This window comes from uncultured Alteromonas sp., from assembly GCF_963976965.1.
Taxonomy (GTDB): domain Bacteria; phylum Pseudomonadota; class Gammaproteobacteria; order Enterobacterales; family Alteromonadaceae; genus Alteromonas; species Alteromonas naphthalenivorans.
Genome location: NZ_CAXBMP010000008.1, coordinates 1 through 23,219, shown reverse-complemented (window position 1 = coordinate 23,219; position 23,219 = coordinate 1). Strand labels below are relative to the sequence as shown.

The following is a 23,219-nucleotide window of genomic DNA, read 5'->3' as shown; positions in this document are numbered from 1 at the left end:
AATATCAGTGTTTATACATACAATCTATCGTGTTGCGATCACTTTGGGTTGCTATCAGCACCCCTATTAAAACGGACATTAGCGTTATATGGCGTAAAATGTTGAATGTCCCCACGAGCACATTTCACCTGAACTTCGTGCCAGTATTCTGGGGTCATTAGGTCGCCATGCAACGACTTCAAAATATCCTTAAGTTTCCGTTTTCCAACAATAAAATGTTCAAACTGCTCAGGGAAGACATCGCTGGGACCAACCGACAACATGTCCATCGCATAAGGGTCATCTGATTTGGGTAGCGCCCTAAAATGACGTTCGTTCATTAAACATATTTCATCATAGTCGTAAAAGATAACTCTGCCATGTCGGGTTATACCGAAATTTTTATGCAGCATGTCGCCAGGGAAAATATTCGCCATGGCTATTTGTTTAATACAAAGCCCTAACTCGTTTAATGCGCTGCGTACTTTGTCCTCATCTTCTTCTTGTTGAAGATACAAATTAAGCGGAGTCATCTTACGTTCTATGTATAAATGCTTAATGACCAGTTCGTCATCGGTAAATTCGAGACTAGAAGCGCAGGTTTCTTTAAGTTCTTCGATTAAAAGAGGGTCGATACGAGACAAGGGAAAGCGAAAGTTAACGTATTCATGGGTGTCTGCCATTCGTCCCACACGATCTGACATTTTTACTAACCGATAACAGTCTTTAACATGCTCTCGGGTGATCTTCTTACTTTCGGCAAACTCATCTTTGATAATTTTAAACACTACCCCGTAAGAGGGCAGGTGAAACACCATCATCACCAATCCTCTAATGCCTGGCGCGGCCTCAAAGTGATCGTCGGTGGTATCCATATGATCGAGAAAATTACGATAAAACACTGTTTTCCCGTGCTTGTAATGACCTAGCGCCATGTAAAGCTCAAAGTGTTTTTTGTTGGGTAATAGTTCTTGAAGGAACGCCGCCACTTCTGCTGGGTTTTGGGTGTCTGCCATGAAGTAGCTTCTGGCAAAACCGAAAATAACGCTTAAATCACTTCTGTCCGTGAGTAATGCGTCTACAAACAGGGTGTGTTCATCACTGCGTTGTAAAGAGATTACAAAAGGGAGGGTTTCTTCTGGCATGCATATTCTGCCAATAAGATACGCCGATTTTCCTCTAAAAAACGTGGGTTTTAGCAGTTCCACAGTATGAACACTGGCCAATTGCTGTGTGGTTAATCGCTTTCTAAGTGCTTCTTCAAGGTTTTGCATGTCACGTTCGTAATCTTCAAAAGGGATGCCGTAGCGATAGATTTTGAAAATAGACACGTACATCTCGCGTACCGTGGTGGTGGTATCGAAGCTGTGAATGACTTTATCTCGGTCTTGGCCGGGTAAAAAGCAGCGACTTGGCAATACAAACATCATGCTGTTGTCGATTTTGCGGTGTTTGAATAAACGTCCAATCACAGAATTATAAAAGGTTTCGGCTAGCTCAAATTGCGGGTGGCCTTCAAGTTGTCGTGCGAAAACCTTCTTGAGGTCTTGCCAAAACTCGTCATTTTTTTTATGAACTTCGGTTAAATGGTAAACATCGGCAACGGCATCTGAAAGGCTTTGTTCATAGATGGTAATACGCTCTTTTGAAGCGAGCTGAATTTCTTTCCATTGGCCTTGCTCAAACCGCGATTGGGCACCTCTAGTAATTCGCGTAAACCAGCGATAGCTCTTATCAAAATGAGAAAGAATTTGATAAGCAACTTTTTTAGAAAGGGTTACATCCAGCATAATTTAACCTTAAACAATAAGTGATATTCAATGCAGTGCAATGTGCTTTGTATTTATATTTGGCTGCATATACCTTCTAAAGTAACAAATATTTACGATAAGCTACTGGAAAATTGACCTAAAAGTGTTTTTTTATACTTTCGTTTAATATAGTCTTATCCCTACTTTCTTCATCCATGTTTTCGACAATAGACGCATTGCTTTGAGTTCCTTGTGGCGATATACGTACTTGTAGATGACTAAGAGTTGACCATGAGCTTTAACATTCTGATTTGTGATGATTCGGCGCTAGCAAGAAAGATGGCGCGCCGTAACTTGCCCGATGGATTAGCAAGTGAAATTTATGAAGCATCTAATGGTGTGGATGCGCTTGAGATAATGGGGCATCATCGCATTGATTTAGTGCTGCTAGATTTAACCATGCCGATACTCGACGGGGTAGGCGTGCTTGAAGAAATAAAGCGCCGAAAAATAGAAGTGTTTGTAGTGGTCATTTCAGGTGATATTCAGCCGGTGATGCAAAACCGCGTGATGGAACTCGGCGCGCTGGCATTTATTGAAAAGCCGCTAAAACGACTGCCATTAGAAACTACCTTGAAGCGCTACGGATTTATTCTGCCAGAAACCATGGCGTGTTAAATAAACATCTTCACGGGTAATGATATTGGGTGTTCATGCACTTATAAATACCAAAAAAGGAGCTCATATGAGCTCCTTTTTGCATTTAGTTTTGTGTTAAATCTTGTAGCGCTAATGAATGCTCATGCTAGTCAAACCAATGACGGGTTCTATTCGCGAACCATACCAGCGATAACATAACTGGTACTTCAACCAGCACACCAACAACGGTTGCTAGGGCAGCACCGCTATGTAAGCCAAATAAGGATATGGCTACCGCAACGGCTAATTCGAAAAAGTTAGACGTACCAATCATGCAAGCAGGCGCCGCAACATTGTGAGGTAGCTTCATTTTTTTCGCTGCAAAATACGCTATCGCAAAAATACCGTAGGTTTGAATAAGAAGCGGTATCGCGATAAGCACGATGTCTTGAGGCTGGGCTAATATTGTTTCTGCTTGAAAGCCAAACAGCAATACAATGGTAATTAACAGCCCAAGTACCGAAAATGGCTTAAAGCGTTCAATAATTGCCGTAACCGCTTGCTCGCCTTTTTTCTCCATCTTCTTACGTGTGATAACACCAGCGATGAGCGGCAATACCACATATAGCACTACAGATAGGATCAAGGTATTCCAGGGTACTGTGATATCGGTAACACCCAATAACATAGCCGTGATAGGGGCAAATAAGATAATCATTATCAAGTCGTTAATAGAGACTTGAACTAAGGTGTAGTTTGCATCGCCTTTTGTTAAGTGGCTCCATACAAATACCATGGCAGTACACGGTGCTACACCTAGTAAAATCATACCCGCGATATATTCAGTGGCCGTTTGTGGGTCTACCCAATCGGCAAAAATGCCTTTGAAGAATAACCAGCCAAGTAGCGCCATTGTGAAAGGCTTTATCAACCAGTTCACGACTAAGGTAAGTACCAGCCCTTTGGGCTTTTTACCCACATCTTTTATGGATGAAAAATCAATTTGAATCATCATTGGGTAAATCATGAGCCAAATTAGTACAGCAATTACCAAATTTACGTGAGCATATTCAAGGCTAGCTACTAGCGCAAAGAAGTCTGGAAAAAGACTGCCGACGGTTACACCTGCAATAATACAAAGTCCTACCCATACGGATAAGTATCGTTCGAAAAATCCCATGAGACAGTGTCCTTAATGACGTTGATGTCTTTAAAACTTACAATCTGTTCTACACAATATTGCTTAAATCGTTTTTTGGTTGACCCGTTTACTTAATTCCTCTGCGCTTTCAACGCGCTCAGAATAGCGATTAACAAGATGATCTTTGTTGTCGCGGGTCAGCAGTGTAAATTTCACCAGTTCTTCAACCACATCCACGATGCGGTTGTAGTAAGAAGAAGGCTTCATGCGGCCATCGTCTTCAAATTCTAAAAAGGCTTTTGCCACCGAAGACTGGTTAGGAATGGTCAGCATGCGCATCCAGCGACCAAGCACACGCATTTGATTCACTGCGTTGAATGATTGAGAGCCACCACTGACTTGCATTACGGCTAAGGTTTTCCCTTGAGTTGGGCGCACCGCGCCAATGCTTAATGGTACCCAGTCGATAATACTTTTAATAATGCCTGTCATACTGCCGTGACGTTCAGGCGAGCACCAAATTTGCCCTTCAGACCACATCATTAGCTCGCGAAGCTCTTTTACTTTTGGATGGGTGTCATCTTCCGTGTCTGGTTGTGGCAACCCTCTAGGATCAAAAATCTTAGCTTCACAACCATAGTACTCAAGCAGGCGTGCGCTTTCTTCAATGACTAAACGGCTGTAAGAGCGCTCTCTTAACGAGCCGTAAAGTAACAATATGCGCGGTTTGTGTTCAGAATACGTTTTTGCGAAGTCGTCTGCTGTAGGTGCAGGCGCAACGCTTGTCACTAAGTTATCAGAAGGTGATGTTTTTTCTGACATTACTGAGCCCCTTTTTCCTGAAGCGCCTTTTTAACGTCTTCGATAGCAAGGTTACGAGATGCAATATCACTTAATACGGCAACGCGGCTTTCAATAATATCGATGGTGTTGTAGAACGCTTGGGCTTTGTCTTCTTCACTACCTTCTAATTTCGAAGGATCTTCAAGACCCCAGTGCAACTTAAGAGAATTACCAAAATACACAGGGCAAGCTTCACCCGCTGCTGAGTCGCACACGGTAATGACAATGTCAGGCTGGTAGTCTTCAAAGTCGTCCCAAGACTGGCTTTTAAGCCCATCGGTACTATAGCCACGCTCGGCAAGGTACTTTACTGACAACGGATGTACTTCACCCACAGGCTGGCTTCCCGCACTGCGCGATTCTAAAGATGAATTGCTTGAAGCATTAGTAATGGCTTCGCAAAGGATGCTACGGCAACGGTTGTGCGTGCAGATATACAATATTTTCATTACAAAAATCCTGATGGTTTACGTCACATATTTGAAAAAAGTAAGAAGGGCGTTTAACAGCCCGCGTCACATTTAAGGTTGTTTAGGGCATCGCTAATATAGTCAGCGTTGTTTGTGGCAGATAAATGAATCACTTCTTTGGCCCAGGCAGGAAGCGCTGGGTTGAGGCGGTAATAAACCCATTTACCACGTCGGTCGTCAACCACTAGCCCGCATTTACGTAAATCGGCCAGATGACGGGATATTTTGGGTTGGCTAAGATTGAGCGCGTCAGTTAAATCACACACACAAAGTTCGTCTTTAACACAAAGCATAAGCAGTGTTTTTAGCCGAGTTTCTTCCGCTAAACATTTAAACAATGAAAGAGGTGAAAGCGAAACGCATGAAGTAGAAGTTGCTGCAGTCATCATTTATCTCAAATACGCTAAATCATATATGTTGGAATCATATATGAATTTTCGTATATGTCAAACTCAAATGAATTCTTACTATGCTCGTGGTGATGTCGCTACCAAGATGTAATTAGAAATTATTGTTCAAGAGGCTCTATCTGAGGCGTTACAGAGGTAACGAGTTGAGCATTGTGGGTTTGGTTAAAGTCATCTATCACGGTATTAATAAATTGAAACCAGGTTTGATTCGGTTGCCAAATTGCCAGTAAGTCTTGTTTAGCCGATAGCTCTGATTCACCTAATGCGGTAATGCGGTACAAATAGGTAAATACGGCACCTCGCCAATTCAATTTACAATGAGTAAGCACCTTATCATCGGCTGAATTTGCTTGAGCCATATAGCCCGTATACTCTTTGAAATTGGCAAGGGTGGGGTGTTCCCATTCAACTTGAATGTTGTGATAGTTAAGCGATAGTGCTTCAACCATTAGCTGTTCTTGCCCTCGCTCGCCGGGAATGAGATCTATAACCCTACTTATCCCCTCGTCTTTCAATAATTGAAAATGCGCAGCAGAAGGCAAACCTGAGCTCACCATGTGTTCGTTATTAACTTGGTAATTGGTGAGTGATTCTAGGGTTACCTCTGCCTGGGGCGCAGCTACTGTTGCTGTATTTTGCGCTGCACTTTGCGCTGAATTGGTAGTAGAGACAGTGGTTGTATCAACTGCCACTGTTTGGCCCATAGCGACCACTGTTGTAGATAGAACAATAGACAAAGAAAAGAGAGTTACAATTTTATATTTCATAGCAATTATGATTACCAAGTAGCACTTATTTATAAAGTGTAGACTGCGCTAAATAACAAATAAATACAATTGCGTGGTTACTTTGCGGCTTTTAGATTTGGGTTAAACATATTCAAATACTTTCTGCTTAGCCATATAGTAAAAGGGACACCGATCAAACTTGGCAATACCCAACTTCCTATCTGAAGCAAGGGTAGGCTTTGAAATAGGTTGCGGCCACCGAAAGCGAAAAATGCTGTGTAGGCTCCAATGCCTGAGCCAATAATATGCCCGATGTGTTGAATCACCCATGCTCCTTTAGCAATGTCTTTTTTGAATGCATATCGCACAATGCCAACGCTGTTAAATAGTGCGATAGGCGCAAAAATTTGAGTCAGCGTAATGTTGTATTTTATGCCCTGATACAACGCGATACTGGCTACAACAAATAGTGCAGTAGGTAACCATAAATATTTAACCTTCCGAAGCTCGCCTCGGTTAACTTTTACCTCTAAGACTCTTTTAGCGTGCCTGACATTATTCCAAACCAGCAGGCTTAGCATGAGCAAGAAAATATACTGGCCTTGAAGGTAAGCAAGAAAGTACTCCACAGATTCAAAATGCGCCGGCATCGTCGGAAAGATGAGAAGGGGAGCAAGCAGTACTAATGATGAGCTAACTACACCACTGACTGATGTCAGCGTCATTGTGGCTAGGTAAACATTACCTACCTTTTTATGTTGTTTTCCGCCTTTTTTGGTAAAACATGGCCCCCAAAAAAGTAGCAGTGAAATTGCACCACAAATAATGTGAAATAGAACGATAGCGCTGTGAATGTTTTGCATGACTTACACCTTAAATATTTGATGTAGCCAGTTTGCCGATATCTTCTGTTTAGTATTAGTGCCGAAGGTCACAAGATAAAAAGTGACTTTTGGCCTATGTATTTTTCGTAGCTTAAGTTAATAATAGGTTTATGAAAATACTCAGTTTTATGAATATAGAGCGAGCAAGCGCCTTAGTAACATGGCTGTTTGTGAGTAGCTCTGCGCTTTACTACGCATTTAGTCAATATGGTGTCTCATCCCACAGACCGTGGTTGATTGTTGCCGCAGCAGTTGGGCTAGCGCTGTGCTTTAGTGTGGTAACTAGGCGGGACACGTCGCTTCCTTCTTGGCGTATTCCGCTATTAATTGTAATGTACTTATTGGCAGTAGGGAGTTTGCTTTTACTGCCTTACAGTTATCTCGCTATATACTTAGTGGTATGGTCGGCATTGCTACCTTATTACTTAGGGTGGAGAAAATGTTTGGCTGTTTCAGTATTAGCGGCTTTACCTTTAGGGGTGATTCACACCTTCTATTGGCAAGATCCCTACGCATGGCTAACGGCCGCACTGTTTTGGACATTTAATTTATTTGCCATGATGATGTCGAATGTAGCTATTAAAGAAAAGTCCGCCAGAGAGAAATCTGAAGCACTAAATCGACAGTTAACCAGTGCCCAGCAACTCATTCACCAAGCCGGTCGACAAGACGAAAGGCTGCGCATTGCCAGAAATATACACGATGTATTAGGGCACCACTTAACCGCGCTTACCATCCACTTGCAGGTGGCTTCACATAAAGCCAAAGGTGCTGGGGAAGATGAAGTAAAGACCCACGTAGACCAGTGTCACAGCTTAGCAAAGTTGCTTCTATCAGATGTGCGAGAAGCGGTTTCTGATATTCGCGAAAACGCCCCATTAGATTGGCAGCAAGCGGTAAGGGCATTATTTAAAGACTTACCGCGTCCAAGCCTTCAATTATCTATTGCCGATAATGTCAGCATTGAAGATGTCACGACAGCAGATATCTTACTTCGCTGCGTACAAGAAAGCTTAACCAATACCATTAAGCATACGCAGTCTGCGCAATTACAAGTCACCTTAGATAAAAGCGAAAAAGGGTATTCATTAACGCTGCAAGATGAGCAAGTGCCTACGGCAAAAACAATTCAGTTAGGTAATGGGTTGACGGGGATGTCGGAGCGAATTGAAGAGTCAGGTGGTTCGGTGAAATTTAGTTTTAATAAACATGGGTTTTTTACGCATGTGTTGTTGCCGGAGCCAGTATGAGTATTCGTGTTGTATTAGTTGAAGATCAAATGTTAGTGCGACAAGGGATACGCTCCTTGTTGGCATTGGATGATAGTGTAGAAGTCGTGGCCGAGTGTGATGACGGTGCTTATGTTATTGATGCACTTAATGCTAATAGTGCAGATATTGTATTGATGGATATCCGAATGCCCGAGATGACGGGTATTGATGCTTTGCGTGCAATGCGAAAACATAACATTGATACCCCCGTTATTATGTTAACCACATTTGACGATCATGAACTGGTTACTCAAGCGATGCAGTCGGGGGCGAAAGGGTATTTGCTTAAAGATGTCTCACTTGAAACCTTAATTGACGCAATTAAATCCGTCGTTAATGGGGAAACCCTTATTCAGCCCAGTGTTACCGAAAAAGTACTAAAAGGGTTGCACGGGTTAGAGGTTAGTTTCGAGTCATTTGAACAACCAGAAACCTTGAGCCCAAAGGAAATTGAGATCTTACGTTTAGTGGCCGCTGGCTACAGTAATAAAGAAATATCTGAAGCTATGTTTAAATCAACCGGTACGGTTAAGAATCAAGTGTCTGCCATTATGGCGAAAATGGGCGTGAGAGATAGAACACGAGCCGTGCTAAAAGCGCTAGAGTTAGGGTGGTTATAAACATAAAAAGGCCTGCATTAGCTAATGCGGGCCTTTTAACACTTAAACACAGTTTGTTAGAAGCTAAGCGCTATTTATCCATGTGCACAACAGAACGAATACTTTCGCCTTTATGCATTAAATCGAACGCATCATTGATGCCATCAAGCCCCATTGTGTGTGTAATGAATTCTTGTAAGCCAAATTCACCCTCTAGGTAGCGTTCAACAATACCCGGTAGTTCAGAGCGACCTTTCACACCGCCAAAAGCAGAACCACGCCATACTCTGCCAGTTACTAACTGGAATGGACGAGTAGATATTTCCTGGCCAGCACCCGCTACACCAATAATAACTGATTCGCCCCAACCTTTGTGGCAGCACTCGAGTGCTGAACGCATTACATTCACGTTACCGATACACTCAAAAGAGTAATCTACGCCGCCGTCGGTCATTTCAACTATCACTTCCTGAATAGGTTTGTCGAAATTTTTAGGGTTAACAAGGTCTGTAGCACCAAGTTGCGTAGCAAGGTCGAATTTACTTTCGTTAATATCAATACCAATAATACGACTAGCGCCCGCCATACGTGCACCAATAATAGCTGAAAGCCCAATGCCGCCTAAGCCAAATATAGCAACGGTATCGCCTTCTTTTACCTTAGCAGTATTAAGCACAGCGCCCATACCCGTGGTAACGCCACAGCCTAACAAGCAGACTTCTTCAAGCGGCGCTGATTTGTTCACTTTAGCCAGTGAAATTTCTGGCAATACGGTGTATTCAGAAAAAGTAGAGCAACCCATGTAATGGTAAATTGGCTCACCATCTTTCGAAAAGCGGCTGGTGCCATCAGGCATTAAGCCTTTTCCTTGAGTTTCACGAACCGCTTGGCATAAGTTTGTTTTGCCAGACGTACAGAATTTACATTCACCGCATTCCGCTGTGTATAAAGGAATAACATGGTCGCCTACTTCAACAGACGTCACCCCTTCACCTACCATTTCTACAATACCGCCACCTTCGTGGCCAAGTACTGAAGGAAACACACCTTCTGGATCATCACCTGAAAGCGTAAATGCATCGGTATGACACACGCCGCTGGCAACAATACGTACTAGTACTTCGCCTTTTTTTGGAAATTCAACATCAATCTCTTCCATCTTTAACGGTTCACCAGCGGCCCATGCAACGGCTGCTTTGGACTTAATATGTGTCTGACCATCTTTCAATGCTAATGTCATGGCATGCTCCTAAATAAGTGTAAGTAAACAACACGATGTCGTTACCTTTAATTTCTTACGTTATGAAATAGATTATAGACCTGAGGCGTGACTTTATAAATACAGATTTGGTAATTCATTATTACTTGAGTGTAATAATGTGTTGGTGTTTAATTGTAAGTTAACTGGCGTCTTCTAGTGAGTGTTTATCCCCATAGCGCCATGCTAAAAAACGAGAATCTGTAAAGGTATAAACGATGACATGGGAAGGTATTGTAGAATTTTGTGCAGTAGCGAGTACAGGCAGCTTTACTGCGGCTGCTGCTAAATTAAATACGTCGGGCGCGCAAATAAGTAGAAAAGTCGCCAATGTGGAAAAGCGTTTGGGAGTGAAGTTATTCAACCGTACCACCCGAAGTGTGTCACTCACTCAAGCAGGACATATTTATTTTGAACAATGCCAACCAGCACTAAAAGCGTTAGAAGAGGCTGAGCTCAATATTAGCCAACTTCAAAAAGTACCCCAAGGGCTGATTAAACTCACGGTTCCGGTCGCTTTTGGCGAAGCTTTTATCGCCCCGCTTATTAATCAGTTTTTAAAAAAATACGAAGGTATAGAAGTAGAGTGTCGTTTTACTAACGACACCATGGATATTATTGATGAAGGTTATGACCTTGCCATACGCATAGGTAATTTAGAAGATTCTACGTTGGTGGCCAAAAAGCTGGCTACTCGACAGCTATATGTATGCGCCAGCCCTGAATATTTAAATGCCTTCCCTGCACCGAAGCGTACCGACATGCTCAGCGAACACCAGTGCTTAGTAGGATCTCAGCCCCTTTGGCGGTTTAATCATGAAGGGCAAGTGCAAACCGTGCGTGTGAAGGGAAGAGTGAAGTATAATAGTGGTAATGCCTTACATCATGCTGCATTGGCCGGACTGGGTTTAGTACAGCTGCCAGGATTTTATGTACGTGAGTCGTTAGCGGCAGGCAAGTTAATAGAAGTACTATCATCATATCGAGACAAGCGAGAAGCGGTATGGGCATTGTTTCCATCGAACAGGCATTTAGTGCCAAAAATACGCTTGTTAGTTGATTTTTTATCTGCGAAATTAGTTGATGATGAATAGTTCTTACTACCCGAATCTAGCATTGCTTGATTGATTATCGCTTAAATCGAAACGTGAAATACTTTGTGTTTCACTTTTTGCAATACAGTATGGTGAAAACTGCGGTTGACAGATAGACGTCTATACGGCAAATTGACCCTATGAAAACGATTCTTCTTATTGGCACCACCAGCATTATGATTACCACCTTAAAACGGGCGGTCGCTGGCTAGTGCAAGTAAGCATAAGACAACGAAAGCCCGCCCTCACAGAGAGCGGGCTTTTTTTTACTCACGTCATCGTAACCGATTTAAAGCAGTAACCTGGCGTAACCGATATAGGAGCAGCACATGAAAGTCTTAAAGTTTGGGGGCTCATCACTTGCCGACGCACCGCGCTACTTGCGCGTGAACGACATTAGCACGGCCACCCACCAAACCGATGGCGCTGCAGTGGTACTTTCTGCCCCTAAAGGGGTAACGAATGCATTGTCACTTTTATGTGAGCAGGCAGCCGCTGGCGAAGATTTCCACCCTCTATTTGAAAAATTAACGTCTACCGTGACCGGTATTGCTGATGCACTAAACGAAGAGCTCAGCGGCTTCGCACACGCGGATGTTACCGACTTCATTCTTGCGCAACTGCGTGTACTTAATCAACACCTCGATGGTATTAAACTATTAGGTGTTGCACCTGACAATATTGCCGCAGGTATTTTAAGTATTGGCGAGTACATCTCGGTAACGTTATTTAGCGGTATCTTAAGCGCTAAAGGCGTGAAAAATCGTATTATCGACCCGGTGACTTACATTCTTGCAGAAGGTGAGTACCTAGACAGCATTGCTGATGTTTCGTTAAGTAAAGCGCGCTTTACCGATGTGCCTATCGATGGTAGTGAGTTACTGGTCATGCCTGGGTTTGTTGCGGCTAACGAAGCCGGTGAAAAAGTTACGCTTGGTCGCAATGGTTCTGACTACTCAGCGGCTATCTTAGCAGCTTGTATTGATGCGAGTTGTTGTGAAATTTGGACTGACGTAGACGGTGTTTACAATGCCGATCCGAATCAAGTTGAAGGGGCGGTATTGCTTGATAAGCTTACTTATCAAGAAGCCATGGAGCTTTCGTACTTTGGTGCAAAAGTACTTCACCCGAAAACTATCGGCCCCATTGCCCAGCATCATATTCCATGTTTGATTCGTAATACGCTGAACCCAGCGGCGCCTGGTACGTTAATTAGTAATGAAGCCAGCGAAAAGTGGACCTCGGTTAAAGGTATCTCTCAACTTGATAATGTCACTATGTTCAACGTGGCAGGCCCTGGTCTTAAAGGCATGGTTGGCATGGCAAGCCGTGTTTTTGAGGTGATGTCGAATGCGAATATTTCAATAAGCCTAATCACTCAGTCTTCTTCTGAATACTCAATAAGCTTCTGTATTCAAAGTAAAGATGCTGATCGCGCGTTAAGCTTGTTAGAAGATGCCTTTGCGCTAGAGTTGCAAAACCAATTGTTAGACCCTATCGAAGTGCGCCATGACTTAGCGATTGTTACCTTAGTGGGTGACGGTATGCGTCATGCGAAAGGCTTGGCGGCACGCTTCTTTAACTCGTTGGCGCAAGCCCGCGTTAATAACGTGGCGATAGCACAAGGCTCATCAGAGCGTTCTATTTCAACAGTTATCGAAAACAAGCGGGCGAAAAAAGCGGTTAAGGTTATTCACCAGAATTTTTTCTCAGACCGCCATACCATTGATGTGTTTTTGGTAGGGTGCGGTAACGTGGGTACTGAGCTTTTAAGCCAAATAGCAAAACAACAGCCAGCTTTACTTAATCGTAATGTACAGCTGCGGGTATACGGTATTGCGAATAGCCGTAAGTTGTTACTTAACAGTCAAGGCATAGATTTAAGCCAAGACTGGAAGCCAGCATTAGATGCGGCCAGTGAAGGGCTTTCCGTTGAACGTTTACAACAGTTTGTGGACGAGAACAGCTTGGTAAACCCGGTCATTGTGGATTGCACTAGCCACGATGCTATTGCTCAGCAATATGTAGACATGATGGAAAATGGCTTTCACGTAGTGACACCGAATAAGAAAGCCAATACCAGTTCACTAGACTACTACCGTAAGTTGAAGAAAACAGCATTATCTACGAATCGTCAGTATCTATACGAAACTACGGTAGGCGCAGGATTACCGGTAATCGACAACCTTCAAAAACTATTCAGTGCAGGTGATGTATTACACCGTTTTGAAGGCATATTATCAGGCAGTTTGTCTTACGTATTTGGCAAGTTGGAAGAAGGAATGTCGCTATCTCAAGCGACAAGTACAGCGAAAGATAATGGCTATACCGAGCCAGATCCTCGTGATGACTTAAGCGGAATGGACGTTGCCCGTAAGCTTCTTATTATGGCCCGTGAAGCAGACTTAAAGCTTGAGCTTTCTGATATTGAAATAGAATCGGTATTACCTGCTGGTTTTGCTGAAGACTGTTCCATTGAAGAATTCATGACACAGTTGCCTGAACTTGATGCTGAATTTGCTAAGCGTGTAGATGCTGCAAAAGCCGAAGGAAAAGTACTTCGTTATATAGGTAGCATTGAAGGCGACAAGTGTAAGGTAACGATTCAAGCAGTGCCTGCGTCTAACCCATTATCGCAAGTGAAAGACGGCGAGAACGCGTTGGCCATTAACAGTGATTATTACCAGCCTATTCCTTATGTTATTCGAGGCTATGGGGCAGGTGGTACAGTAACGGCTGCGGGGGTATTTGCTGATATATTACGTACTATGCCTTGGAAGCAAATGGCACACTAATTGGCTTTTTTAACGTTAAAGAGCCACTGAAGTTTAAAGAGTAATTAAAGAAAAGTATTATGAAAGCATTACGAGCATATGCGCCAGCATCTATTGGCAATGTAAGTTTAGGGTTTGATGTATTAGGCGCCGCACTTGCCCCTGTCGATGGTTCGCGCTTGGGCGACGAAGTCGATATTGAAAGTGCAGATACCTTTTCGTTAACCACGGTTGGCCCTTTCGCACACAAATTGCCTAGCGACGCAGACAGCAATATTGTGACTCAATGCTATCACTACTTTTGTGCGCAAATGGAGAAAGTCGGGAAAGCGACTTCACCAGTGGCGATGATTTTATCGAAAAACTTGCCAATAGGCAGCGGTTTGGGGTCGAGCGCAAGTTCTATTGTTGCCGCTTTTGTCGCATTAAACGCTTTTTATGATTATCCCTTCGATGAAGACACTTTATTGACCATGATGGGTGAACTAGAAGGGCAAATCAGCGGTAGCATTCACTACGACAACGTGGCGCCATGTTATGTTGGCGGCATGACATTGATGACTGGGGCAACATCTCCTGTAACCTTATCGCTGCCTTTAGTGAAAGACTGGTATTATGCTATTTGTTATTCTGGCATTAGCGTATCTACGGCGGCCGCCCGTGACATATTACCCAAGCAGGTTGATATGGCCACGGCGCTCACTTTTGGTCGCCAGTTAGGGGTGTTTGTACACGCCTTGCATGCAGGTGAAAATGATCTTGCTGCCTCGGTAATGAAAGATGTAATTGCAGAACCGTATCGTAAACAGTTACTGCCGGGTTTCGATGAAGCAAGAGCCTTCAGCGAACAAGAAGGCGCGTTAGCCTTTGGTATTTCGGGTTCCGGCCCAACCGTATTCGCCGTATGTGACAGTAAAGAAAAAGCGCAGCGTATCGTTGCCTATTTAGACGAACACTATATTCAAAATGAAGATGGCTTTAGCCATGTGTGCCAAATCCCTGAGCAGGGAACCACGGTTGGCCCTATCGCTTAATGAAGTGATACAGCAGCTAGATGTTACGGCACAACGATAAAAGGTATTAAAACGTGGAATTGGTTAATTTAAAAGACGCACAGGACACTGCCTCATTCTCTGAAGCAGTTAAAAGAGGGTTGGGTAAACAACAAGGTTTGTATTTCCCTACTCATATCCCGAAACTAGACAACATTGACGAACTGCTTGAAATGCCGTTCGCGGAGCGCAGCATAGCAGTACTGCGTGCCATTATTGGTGATGAGCTTAACAATGGCGAACTAGAAGATATTGTGAATACCGCATTTGCTTTTGGCGCGCCGGTAGAGCAGGTAAGCGACAATATTTATACCTTGGAGCTTTTCCACGGACCGACATTGGCGTTTAAAGATTTTGGTGGTCGCTTCATGGCGCAAACCTTATCAAGAATTAGTGAAGGTAAACCAGTCACTATTCTTACCGCCACTTCTGGTGATACAGGTGCTGCGGTAGCGCATGCGTTTCACGGTATTGAAAATATCAATGTGGTCATTCTTTTCCCTAAAGGCAAAATTAGCGCCCTGCAAGAAAAGCTGTTCACCACTCTTGGTGGCAATATCCATACAGTAGCTGTTGAATCTGATTTTGATGAATGTCAGTCCTTAGTAAAAGCATCATTCGACGACCCAGACATCCGTGAAGGTTTACACCTTAACTCGGCTAACTCGATTAATATCAGTCGCTTGCTAGCCCAAGTATGTTATTACTTTGAAGCGGTAAGCCAATTACCTAAAGATAAGCGTGATCAACTAGTTATCTCTGTACCAAGTGGAAACTTTGGTAACTTAACCGCCGGTATGATTGCAAAATCAATGGGCTTGCCAATTAAACGCTTTATCGCTGCCACTAACGCTAATGATACTGTGCCACGCTATTTAAAAACTGGCGAGTGGGCGCCGAAGAAGACTGTCGCTACTATGTCGAACGCGATGGATGTTAGCCAACCTAACAACTGGCCGCGCATTGAAGCCTTAATCGAGCAGGGCTATGTTGATAAAGGCTGCTTAAAAGGCGAAATGGTAGATGAAGAGTACACTCAGCTAGCTATGCGCCAATTAGCGCAATTAGGCTATACCAGTGAGCCTCACGCCGCTATTGCTTACCGTGCAGTTAGCCACGATTTAGAAGACGGCGAAATTGGCCTATTCTTAGGTACTGCGCATCCTGCGAAATTCCGCGAAACGGTAGAAAACGTGCTGGGCACGCCTATTAGCTTGCCTAAGCCGTTAGCTGATGTAGCCGGTGAAGACAGCCTTGCTGTTGATTTGCCTGCATCTTACGATGCGCTTAAACAGCACATGTTGGATTTACTAAAAGCGTGACCACATGGGCACAAGCATTGGGCAGTGAAGAAGATAAGCCTTACTTCAAAGCCCTAATGCAAAAAGTAGAATCTGAACGTGAAGCGGGTAAAGTCATTTACCCGCCTTCAGAAGATGTATTTAACGCCCTGACGATGACACCGCTAGAAAAAGTAAAGGTGGTGATATTGGGGCAAGATCCTTATCACGGCCCACATCAAGCTCATGGCTTATGCTTCTCGGTATTGCCAAACATTAAAACACCTCCCTCGCTGGTTAATATTTATAAAGAATTAGCCAATGATATTACCGACTTTTCCATTCCGAACCACGGCACGCTTACCTCTTGGGCCGAACAAGGTGTACTGCTGCTTAATACCGTGTTAACGGTAGAGCAGGGCAAGGCGAATAGTCATGCCAAGTGGGGATGGGAAACTTATACTGATGCGCTAATAGAGGCAATTAACACGCACGCAGAAAACGTGGTGTTTTTATTGTGGGGCAGTCATGCACAAAAGAAAGGCAAGCATATCAAACGCACTAAGCACTGTGTGCTACATGCGCCACATCCGTCACCGTTATCAGCCTACCGAGGCTTCTTTGGCTGTCACCACTTTAGCGACACCAATGCCTACCTAGCAAGCAAAGGACTTTCACCCATTCTTTGGCAGGTATAGTTTCTGGCAGTTGTAGCCTATTGAAAGGATCGCGGTTAACAAAAGGCAAACGTTAGGCGTCGTTCTTTCGCAACTTTGAATGCCGCTTTGAAAGTAAGAAGCCAGAAAGTAAAAAGGCCGCCTGTTATTAACAGGCGGCCTTTATATTATCTTTCCAGTGTTTCTAACTCGTATTCGAAACCACAATCGAGTTCAGAGAGCTCCTTTTCCAGTTTGAAGCGATCTTGAAGCGCTTCAATCTCTCTCCACTTGCGTTTTTTACTTTTTGTTTTCGCTGGGCTTGCTTCAATATCTAACATGGCAAATAAGTCTGATTTGTCCACTGGGATTCTCCTTTTTATTACCACTACAACAATACAGAGTTTGGTATTTATTCCCTCTGTATAATTTTGTATCACAGCCACAATTAAAATAAAACAAGTAAATTTACTTTTTATTAACAAATTGTGACAGTATGATGACACAGGTAGATATCGTCAGTGTGTTTAGCAAAACAGTTAGCAGGTTACATACTTAGCAGCAAGTTAGCTTGTACGTTCTTATTTTCTGCCAATAAAAACGGCCGGGGGTAAGCCGGCCGTTCAGTTATTATTTGCACCAAATTTGAGTGATTACATCACTCGGACTTCCTTATTTTGGTGCATTCGCTGCTCTGAAACGGGCAATCAATTGTTGGGTAGATGCGTCAAAACTTTCTTCTTCTGCATTTCCCTGAATGCCTGCTAGTACTTGGTTGCCCAGTACTTTTCCTAACTCTACGCCCCATTGGTCGAATGAGTTAAGGTTCCAGATAACACCCTGAACGAATACCTTATGCTCATACATTGCAACTAGTGCGCCAAGTGTCTTAGGCGTAAGGCTATCAAACATTAAGGTGTTACTAGGCTTGTTACCCGGCATCGTCTTGTGGGCCGCCAAACGAGTACGTTCCGCTTCGTCTAAGCCTTTGCCTTCTAGGTCGGCATAACACTCATCAAAGGTTTTGCCTTGCATAAGCGCTTGCGCTTGGCCAAAGCAGTTAGATGCTAACATCGAATGATGTGTGTCATCTTGGTTAGGTACATTCAACGGCAACATAAAGTCAGCTGGAATAACCCCAGAGCCTTGGTGAATAAGCTGATGGAAGCTGTGCTGGCCGTTAGTACCTTCACTACCCCAAATAATAGGCCCTGTGGCGTAATCTACGGCTTCGCCGCCTTGAGTGACTTGTTTACCATTACTTTCCATATCAAGCTGCTGTACATAAGCAGGTAAGCCGCGAAGGTAGTGGTAATAAGGAAGAAGTACTTGAGACTGTGCATCGAAGAAATTACGATACCACACGCCTAATAGTCCAAGTAATACAGGTAGGTTTTGTTCTAACGGGGCTGTTTTAAAGTGCGTGTCCATGTCGAACGCGCCTTCAAGTAAACCTTTAAAGTTTTCAAAACCTAACGCTAAAGAAATAGGTAACCCAATTGCTGACCACAAAGAATAACGGCCACCAACCCAATCCCACATAGGGAAAATATTATCTTCTGCTATTCCGAACTCAGTGGCCGCTTTTACATTTGAAGACACGGCAACAAAGTGCTTCGCGATATCTTCTTGCGTGCCGCCAGATTTTAAAAACCAAGCCTTGGCAGAAAGTGTGTTTTGCAATGTTTCTTGCGTAGTGAATGACTTAGAAGACATCACGACAAGGGTTTCTTCATGATCGAGTTTAGTTAACACATCATGAATATGGCAGCCGTCAACGTTAGCCACAAAATGAACCTTAACCGTCTCAACCGTATGAGGTTTTAGGGCTTCGGTCATAATTTTAGGGCCAAGGAAAGAACCGCCAATACCAATCGCAACAATATGCTTCACAGATTTGCCTGTGTAGCCTTTATGTTCGCCACTGTGAACTAATGCAGTGAAGTCGCGAATTTTATCAAGGGTGGCACGTACTTCGGGCATGACGTCTTCGCCATCAACCATTACAGGTGAATCAGAGAAGTTACGTAACGCGGTATGAAGAACCGCACGACCTTCAGTGCTGTTGATTTGCTCACCGTTAAACATGGCGTCGCGGGCGTCATCTAACTTACATGCACGGGCTAAATCGAAAAGTGCACCTAACGCGTGTTCGTTTACGCGGTTCTTAGAGTAATCAAGAAAAATGCCGCACGCTTCTAACTGCATTTTTTCAGCACGCTTAGGATCAGCCTTAAACCAATCACGCATGTGTGCATCTTTCATTGAAGCTGCAATTTGATTAAGTGCTTGCCATTGTGGCAATGATGTTAGTGTACTCATTTACTAATTCCCTGTGGTTTATGCACTTAACTTTTCACGAAGCATCACTTCGAGCTTGTCTTGGTCTGCTGCGAAGTTGCGGATACCTTCAGAAAGCTTTTCAGTTGCCATGGCATCTTGGTTCATTTCCCAGCGGAATTCAGACTCGGTCAAACGATCGCCAGGGGTTTTAGTCGCGCCATTATCTTTAAGCTTAACAGTAAGTTCGCCCGGTTCATTGGCAAGCTCTTCTAATAAAGCAGGGCTTATAGTTAGGCGATCGCAGCCCGCTAATGATTGGATTTCACCAATGTTGCGGAAGCTTGCGCCCATGACTACCGTGTTGTAACCGTGTTCTTTGTAGTAGTTGTAAATACTGGTAACCGACACCACACCTGGATCTTCATCAGCAGCATATTCAGTTTTACCAGTCGATTTTTTGTACCAATCTAGAATACGGCCTACAAACGGTGAAATAAGATATGCGCCAGCTTCAGCACAAGCGCGCGCTTGGGCAAAGCTAAATAATAAGGTTAGGTTGCACTGAATACCTTTTTTCTCAAGTATTTCGGCAGCCTGAATGCCTTCCCACGTTGATGCCATTTTAATTAGAATACGTGATTTATCGATACCAGCATCTTGATAAAGTTGAACAAGACGCTCGGCTTTTTCTACGGTGGCATTTTTGTCGAAAGACAAACGGGCATCTACTTCCGTAGAAATACGACCTGGGATAGAGTCTGAAATCTCTTTACCAATAGCCACAGCAAGTTTGTCGGATGCATCGATAAGCTGTTGATCGCTATCAGATGATTGTAGTTTAGCCCACGCTACTGAGTCGTCGATTAGGCTGGCATACTGAGGCAAGCTGGCGGCTTTTAACAACAAAGATGGGTTTGTTGTTGCGTCTACTGGCTGGTATTTTTTAATTGCGTCGATATCGCCGGTGTCGGCAACGACCGTGGTGATCTCACGTAACGAAGCTAGCTGGTTGCTCATAATTCTCTCTAATCTTAAATTAAAAAACTCGGACGAATTGCCGGAAAGGCAAGTCGTGTAAAGCGGTTCGCTTTTGCGTATGTAGGGCGTAATTGTTTGATAGGTTCAAACGTTTGCGTATTTGGGTATAGTTATACCAAACCCGTGTGACAATTTATAGCGCAGACACGGGAAATACTGGCTAATCGGATTTCTCTGTTACGTTGATTTATGGGTTTTTAATGCTAAATTCAACCTCAACTTTTTCACAGTGGTATAATAAAGCCTGAAAAAGATAAGGAGTCGAAGATGTTAGTTGTAGTATCCCCAGCGAAAAACCTAGATTTTGAAACCCCCATTGAGGTGGATGATTTCACGCAGCCTACCATGCTTCAAGACACAGAGCGTTTGATGGAAGTGTGCCGTACCCTTTCGCCAGCCGACCTTTCTTCGTTAATGAAAATTAGTGACAAGTTAGCCACACTTAATGCTAATCGATTTGCTGAATTCTCTACCCCTTTCACTGCTGATAATGCGCGACAAGCCATGTACGCATTCAATGGTGATGTATACACAGGGCTAGACGCTAATACACTAAGCAATAAAGCCGTTAGCTATGCCCAAGACCACTTGCGAATTTTGTCAGGCCTTTACGGTTTGTTACGCCCATTAGATTTAATGCAAGCATACCGTTTAGAAATGGGTACCAAGCTTGCTAACCCGGAAGGTAAAGACTTGTATGCGTTTTGGGGGAGTCGTATTACTCAGGTTTTAAACGACGCCATGCATGCGCAGGGTGATAACGTTTTGGTGAACCTTGCTTCTAATGAATACTTTAAGGCCGTTAAGAAAAAAGAACTTGAAGGTATGGTGATTACACCTGTCTTTAAAGACTATAAAAACGATCAATATAAAATTATCAGCTTTTTTGCCAAAAAAGCTCGTGGATTAATGGCAAGATATATTATTGAAAACGAAGTAAGTGATGTTGAAGGGTTACAAGCTTTCGACAGTGAAGGTTATGTTTATAGCGAGTCACAAAGTACAGCCACTGAATTAGTCTTTTTACGACGCCAAGACGCATAAGCTGTTTGCACCGCGTTTTGGCTTCAATATGGCTTTATGCTGTTAAATTGAAGTATTTTAAACGCGGAGCACGCAATGTATACACTTTATGGATACCCGAAAACGCGGTCGGTAAGGGTGGCATGGGCTTTAGAAGAAATTGGCTTACCTTACGAGTACAAGGTGGTGAATTTAAAAGCCGGTGAACACTTAAACTCAGCATTTAAAACACTTAATCCGGCCACTAAAATTCCTGTATTAGTCACTGAACAAGGTGCCCTTTCTGAGTCAGGTGCCATAGTGACCTTCTTAGCAGAAAAGCATGCAATGGAAGAGTTTATTCCTGCATCAGGTACATTTGAACGTGGGTTGTATGAGCAAATGATGATATTTGCCGTTAGCGAACTAGAGCAGCCCTTATGGAGTAAAGCAAAGCATACCTTTGCTTTACCTGAGCAGCATCGTATTCCCCAGATGCAAAACACAGCAGCGTGGGAATTTGATCGAGCGTTAACAGCGTTCTCGCTACTTCTTAATGACAAAGAGTATGTGTGCGGCAGTTTGTTCACAATGGCCGACATCGTGACAGCCCAAGTGTTGTCATGGGCAAAAGGCAGTGAGCTAGACCTAAAGTTCGGCAATGTAAAGTCATATGCTGAACGGGTGTTGTCTCGCTCGGCCTATGAAAAAGCATGGCGCAATGAAGTTGCGCATTTGGCTAAGGCGGATGCTTAAGCCTGCTTTATGAGGCTAGTGTTGATAGCTCGTCTTGATTGCTCGTTTTGAGAAAGGACGCAGAGCGATGTAGCCACGGGTTAAATAGTCAGCCCAGTTTTGCGCCATTAGGCACAGGTTTGTCGGGGCTGACTAACACCACACCATCTTCACGATAGAAACCTGTCACCAAGCATTCTGACATAAATGGGCCTATTTGTTTGGGCGGAAAGTTAACTATAACCACAATTTGCTTTCCCAATAATTCTTCAGCTAGATAGTGTTCAGTTATTTGAGCACTGGATTTAAGCGTTCCAATATCCTCACAAAAATCAATAAGTAGTTTGTAGGCTGGCTTGCGAGCCTCAGGAAACTCGCTGGTTTCAATAATTCTTTAATAATTGTACCTGTTCTTTGAATTTGGACACCCATAGTTCTGTATAGCAATTTATAGACACCCACGTATTTGAAGGCTAGACGAACCTACTTCTTTAGCCTATTAAATATGAACAAGCGTCTATCTAGCAGACCCTCTATTTAGCAGACAGTCACAAATGCAAGGTTCAAAAAGAGTTTCACCCATGAGTCTCATCAATATTCTCACCACTAATGGACACCCACACTTTTTTAGCTTTTAAACCTTCCTTTACGTTTCACTAGCCCATACTAGGCAATTGTTCTCCACAACCTAATGAATGAAATGAAAGTATTTTGTAATTAAATTGTTTGAATGTTAAATTGGTATTACATTAATTCTTCGTTGGTAATGTTTTTTGGTATTTTATCTCTGCTTTTAAATGCATCCTTGATGGTTTATTGGTAAAGCCGTTTGTTGTTATGGAAGAGATTCGTATCAAGCAAGTACCGCATAAGAAGTACGCTTAACATATAATTTAAAAGGTTTTTTATGAAAGTTATCATTCAACGAGGAAAGTGCAGTAATGCGGCTATGTTGCTCATACTTTCAATATTTAGTGTTGGTGCTATCGCAGATGACGTTCCCGCTGATAAATTTGATTTAAGTGAGTGGAATATTACGCTACCGACTGATGAGAATAATGATGGGAAGCCAGATAGTGTGTCAGTAAAAGACATCCAAGATTTTTCCCATCCTGACTTTTTTTATGTGGACGAAAACGGCGGCATGGTTTTTACGTCTCCAAACAAAGCGCTGACAACCGCAAATTCCAGTAACACCCGTAGTGAACTACGTCATATGTTGCGTGGAAAAAGTACACGAATTAAAACTAAGTCTCCTAAAAACAATTTTACTGTAGCTAGGGCCTGTTGATCTTTGCTGCATATATTTCACTCAGCAGTACATGGGTAGCC

The 23,219-nt window shown here is 43.3% G+C and carries 22 protein-coding genes and 1 pseudogene; 11 read left to right on the top strand and 12 right to left on the bottom strand.

The genetic code is table 11. The features are described from left to right. Positions 1 to 38: 38 nt before the first annotated feature. Positions 39 to 1,769 (bottom strand): bifunctional isocitrate dehydrogenase kinase/phosphatase, encoded by a 1,731-nt coding sequence (gene aceK / locus AAC006_RS08390; RefSeq protein ID WP_208805891.1) that lies wholly within the window; start codon positions 1,767 to 1,769, stop codon positions 39 to 41. Positions 1,770 to 2,021: 252 nt separating this feature from the next. On the opposite strand from aceK, the gene AAC006_RS08385 reads away from it, so the two are divergent. Beyond that, positions 2,022 to 2,408, top strand: coding sequence for a response regulator (locus tag AAC006_RS08385; protein WP_013782875.1), 387 nt, complete (start codon positions 2,022 to 2,024; stop codon positions 2,406 to 2,408). A 127-nt stretch (positions 2,409 to 2,535) separates the two neighbouring features. Here the strand turns inward: AAC006_RS08385 and arsB are convergent, their stop codons facing one another. The 6 genes from arsB to AAC006_RS08355 all read right to left on the bottom strand — a co-directional run bounded on the left by arsB (position 2,536) and on the right by AAC006_RS08355 (position 6,824). Continuing rightward, positions 2,536 to 3,549 (bottom strand): ACR3 family arsenite efflux transporter, encoded by a 1,014-nt coding sequence (gene arsB / locus AAC006_RS08380; RefSeq protein WP_208805890.1) that lies wholly within the window; start codon positions 3,547 to 3,549, stop codon positions 2,536 to 2,538. 63 nt (positions 3,550 to 3,612) lie between these two features. Further along, a complete protein-coding gene (gene arsH / locus AAC006_RS08375) occupies positions 3,613 to 4,332 on the bottom strand; it encodes an arsenical resistance protein ArsH (RefSeq protein WP_208805889.1) in 720 nt (239 codons plus the stop codon). After that, a complete protein-coding gene (locus AAC006_RS08370; RefSeq protein WP_208805888.1) occupies positions 4,332 to 4,802 on the bottom strand; it encodes an arsenate reductase ArsC in 471 nt (156 codons plus the stop codon). Before AAC006_RS08370 ends, arsH begins: the two co-directional genes overlap by 1 nt. Positions 4,803 to 4,855: 53 nt before the next feature. Then, the gene (locus AAC006_RS08365) at positions 4,856 to 5,209 is read right to left on the bottom strand and encodes a metalloregulator ArsR/SmtB family transcription factor (protein WP_208805923.1); all 354 of its coding nucleotides are present in this window, start codon (positions 5,207 to 5,209) and stop codon (positions 4,856 to 4,858) included. 122 nt (positions 5,210 to 5,331) lie between these two features. Beyond that, entirely contained in the window at positions 5,332 to 6,000 is a 669-nt protein-coding gene (locus tag AAC006_RS08360) for a protein tyrosine phosphatase family protein (protein WP_244360738.1), read from the bottom strand. A gap of 77 nt (positions 6,001 to 6,077) precedes the next feature. Then, complete coding sequence (locus AAC006_RS08355; protein WP_126873811.1) at positions 6,078 to 6,824, bottom strand: hypothetical protein; 747 nt, start codon at positions 6,822 to 6,824, stop codon at positions 6,078 to 6,080. A 131-nt stretch (positions 6,825 to 6,955) separates the two neighbouring features. On the opposite strand from AAC006_RS08355, the gene AAC006_RS08350 reads away from it, so the two are divergent. Continuing rightward, positions 6,956 to 8,095, top strand: coding sequence for a histidine kinase (locus AAC006_RS08350; protein ID WP_126873810.1), 1,140 nt, complete (start codon positions 6,956 to 6,958; stop codon positions 8,093 to 8,095). Continuing rightward, on the top strand, positions 8,092 to 8,736 hold the full coding sequence (locus tag AAC006_RS08345; RefSeq protein ID WP_126873809.1) for a response regulator transcription factor: 645 nt from the start codon (positions 8,092 to 8,094) through the stop codon (positions 8,734 to 8,736). The genes AAC006_RS08350 and AAC006_RS08345 overlap by 4 nt, the downstream gene beginning before the upstream one ends. Positions 8,737 to 8,806: 70 nt before the next feature. On the opposite strand, the gene AAC006_RS08340 is transcribed toward AAC006_RS08345, so the two are convergent. Continuing rightward, on the bottom strand, positions 8,807 to 9,955 hold the full coding sequence (locus tag AAC006_RS08340) for an S-(hydroxymethyl)glutathione dehydrogenase/class III alcohol dehydrogenase (RefSeq protein WP_126873808.1): 1,149 nt from the start codon (positions 9,953 to 9,955) through the stop codon (positions 8,807 to 8,809). Positions 9,956 to 10,191: 236 nt separating this feature from the next. Here AAC006_RS08340 and AAC006_RS08335 point away from each other — a divergent pair, with 236 nt between their 5' ends. From AAC006_RS08335 to ung, 5 genes are all read left to right on the top strand, one after another. Next, positions 10,192 to 11,067, top strand: a complete 876-nt coding sequence (locus tag AAC006_RS08335; protein WP_126873807.1) for a LysR substrate-binding domain-containing protein — start codon at positions 10,192 to 10,194, stop codon at positions 11,065 to 11,067. Between the two features lie 329 nt (positions 11,068 to 11,396). Continuing rightward, the gene (gene thrA / locus AAC006_RS08330; RefSeq protein WP_126873806.1) at positions 11,397 to 13,862 is read left to right on the top strand and encodes a bifunctional aspartate kinase/homoserine dehydrogenase I; all 2,466 of its coding nucleotides are present in this window, start codon (positions 11,397 to 11,399) and stop codon (positions 13,860 to 13,862) included. A 59-nt stretch (positions 13,863 to 13,921) separates the two neighbouring features. Then, positions 13,922 to 14,875 (top strand): homoserine kinase, encoded by a 954-nt coding sequence (gene thrB, locus AAC006_RS08325; RefSeq protein WP_126873805.1) that lies wholly within the window; start codon positions 13,922 to 13,924, stop codon positions 14,873 to 14,875. A gap of 53 nt (positions 14,876 to 14,928) precedes the next feature. Beyond that, positions 14,929 to 16,215: a threonine synthase gene (thrC, locus tag AAC006_RS08320; RefSeq protein ID WP_126873804.1), complete on the top strand. Its 1,287-nt coding sequence runs from the start codon at positions 14,929 to 14,931 to the stop codon at positions 16,213 to 16,215. Next, positions 16,212 to 16,871, top strand: a complete 660-nt coding sequence (gene ung, locus AAC006_RS08315) for a uracil-DNA glycosylase (RefSeq protein WP_013782889.1) — start codon at positions 16,212 to 16,214, stop codon at positions 16,869 to 16,871. The genes thrC and ung overlap by 4 nt, the downstream gene beginning before the upstream one ends. A 146-nt stretch (positions 16,872 to 17,017) precedes the next feature. Here the strand turns inward: ung and AAC006_RS08310 are convergent, their stop codons facing one another. From AAC006_RS08310 to tal, 3 genes are all read right to left on the bottom strand, one after another. Next, entirely contained in the window at positions 17,018 to 17,194 is a 177-nt protein-coding gene (locus AAC006_RS08310; protein WP_013782890.1) for a DUF3545 family protein, read from the bottom strand. A gap of 307 nt (positions 17,195 to 17,501) precedes the next feature. After that, positions 17,502 to 19,151 (bottom strand): glucose-6-phosphate isomerase, encoded by a 1,650-nt coding sequence (gene pgi / locus AAC006_RS08305; protein ID WP_126873803.1) that lies wholly within the window; start codon positions 19,149 to 19,151, stop codon positions 17,502 to 17,504. 18 nt (positions 19,152 to 19,169) lie between these two features. Beyond that, positions 19,170 to 20,129: a transaldolase gene (tal, locus tag AAC006_RS08300; protein ID WP_013782892.1), complete on the bottom strand. Its 960-nt coding sequence runs from the start codon at positions 20,127 to 20,129 to the stop codon at positions 19,170 to 19,172. A 288-nt stretch (positions 20,130 to 20,417) separates the two neighbouring features. Between tal and yaaA the strand changes: the two genes are divergently transcribed. After that, positions 20,418 to 21,194 (top strand): peroxide stress protein YaaA, encoded by a 777-nt coding sequence (yaaA, locus tag AAC006_RS08295; RefSeq protein WP_126873802.1) that lies wholly within the window; start codon positions 20,418 to 20,420, stop codon positions 21,192 to 21,194. 75 nt (positions 21,195 to 21,269) lie between these two features. Further along, positions 21,270 to 21,908, top strand: a complete 639-nt coding sequence (locus tag AAC006_RS08290) for a glutathione S-transferase family protein (RefSeq protein ID WP_126873801.1) — start codon at positions 21,270 to 21,272, stop codon at positions 21,906 to 21,908. Positions 21,909 to 21,996: 88 nt separating this feature from the next. Here AAC006_RS08290 and AAC006_RS08285 read toward each other — a convergent pair whose 3' ends face one another. Next, positions 21,997 to 22,278, bottom strand: coding sequence for a tRNA-binding protein (locus AAC006_RS08285; RefSeq protein ID WP_126873800.1), 282 nt, complete (start codon positions 22,276 to 22,278; stop codon positions 21,997 to 21,999). Positions 22,279 to 22,836: 558 nt separating this feature from the next. Between AAC006_RS08285 and AAC006_RS08280 the strand changes: the two are divergent. Continuing rightward, positions 22,837 to 23,163: pseudogene (locus tag AAC006_RS08280) on the top strand (polysaccharide lyase family 7 protein); the annotation flags it as partial. Positions 23,164 to 23,219 lie beyond the last annotated feature (56 nt).

Bases quoted from the DNA above. Each gene is read 5' to 3' on its own strand.
- thrA (WP_126873806.1), top strand. From the start codon at position 11,397: ATGAAAGTCTTAAAGTTTGGGGGCTCATCACTTGCCGACGCACCGCGC.
- arsB (WP_208805890.1), bottom strand. From the start codon at position 3,549: ATGGGATTTTTCGAACGATACTTATCCGTATGGGTAGGACTTTGTATT.
- thrB (WP_126873805.1), top strand. From the start codon at position 13,922: ATGAAAGCATTACGAGCATATGCGCCAGCATCTATTGGCAATGTAAGT.
- AAC006_RS08370 (WP_208805888.1), bottom strand. From the start codon at position 4,802: ATGAAAATATTGTATATCTGCACGCACAACCGTTGCCGTAGCATCCTT.
- AAC006_RS08350 (WP_126873810.1), top strand. From the start codon at position 6,956: ATGAAAATACTCAGTTTTATGAATATAGAGCGAGCAAGCGCCTTAGTA.
- yaaA (WP_126873802.1), top strand. From the start codon at position 20,418: ATGTTAGTTGTAGTATCCCCAGCGAAAAACCTAGATTTTGAAACCCCC.
- AAC006_RS08385 (WP_013782875.1), top strand. From the start codon at position 2,022: ATGAGCTTTAACATTCTGATTTGTGATGATTCGGCGCTAGCAAGAAAG.
- pgi (WP_126873803.1), bottom strand. From the start codon at position 19,151: ATGAGTACACTAACATCATTGCCACAATGGCAAGCACTTAATCAAATT.
- AAC006_RS08365 (WP_208805923.1), bottom strand. From the start codon at position 5,209: ATGACTGCAGCAACTTCTACTTCATGCGTTTCGCTTTCACCTCTTTCA.
- aceK (WP_208805891.1), bottom strand. From the start codon at position 1,769: ATGCTGGATGTAACCCTTTCTAAAAAAGTTGCTTATCAAATTCTTTCT.
- AAC006_RS08345 (WP_126873809.1), top strand. From the start codon at position 8,092: ATGAGTATTCGTGTTGTATTAGTTGAAGATCAAATGTTAGTGCGACAA.
- AAC006_RS08340 (WP_126873808.1), bottom strand. From the start codon at position 9,955: ATGACATTAGCATTGAAAGATGGTCAGACACATATTAAGTCCAAAGCA.
- tal (WP_013782892.1), bottom strand. From the start codon at position 20,129: ATGAGCAACCAGCTAGCTTCGTTACGTGAGATCACCACGGTCGTTGCC.
- arsH (WP_208805889.1), bottom strand. From the start codon at position 4,332: ATGTCAGAAAAAACATCACCTTCTGATAACTTAGTGACAAGCGTTGCG.
- AAC006_RS08290 (WP_126873801.1), top strand. From the start codon at position 21,270: ATGTATACACTTTATGGATACCCGAAAACGCGGTCGGTAAGGGTGGCA.
- AAC006_RS08355 (WP_126873811.1), bottom strand. From the start codon at position 6,824: ATGCAAAACATTCACAGCGCTATCGTTCTATTTCACATTATTTGTGGT.
- AAC006_RS08360 (WP_244360738.1), bottom strand. From the start codon at position 6,000: ATGAAATATAAAATTGTAACTCTCTTTTCTTTGTCTATTGTTCTATCT.
- AAC006_RS08335 (WP_126873807.1), top strand. From the start codon at position 10,192: ATGACATGGGAAGGTATTGTAGAATTTTGTGCAGTAGCGAGTACAGGC.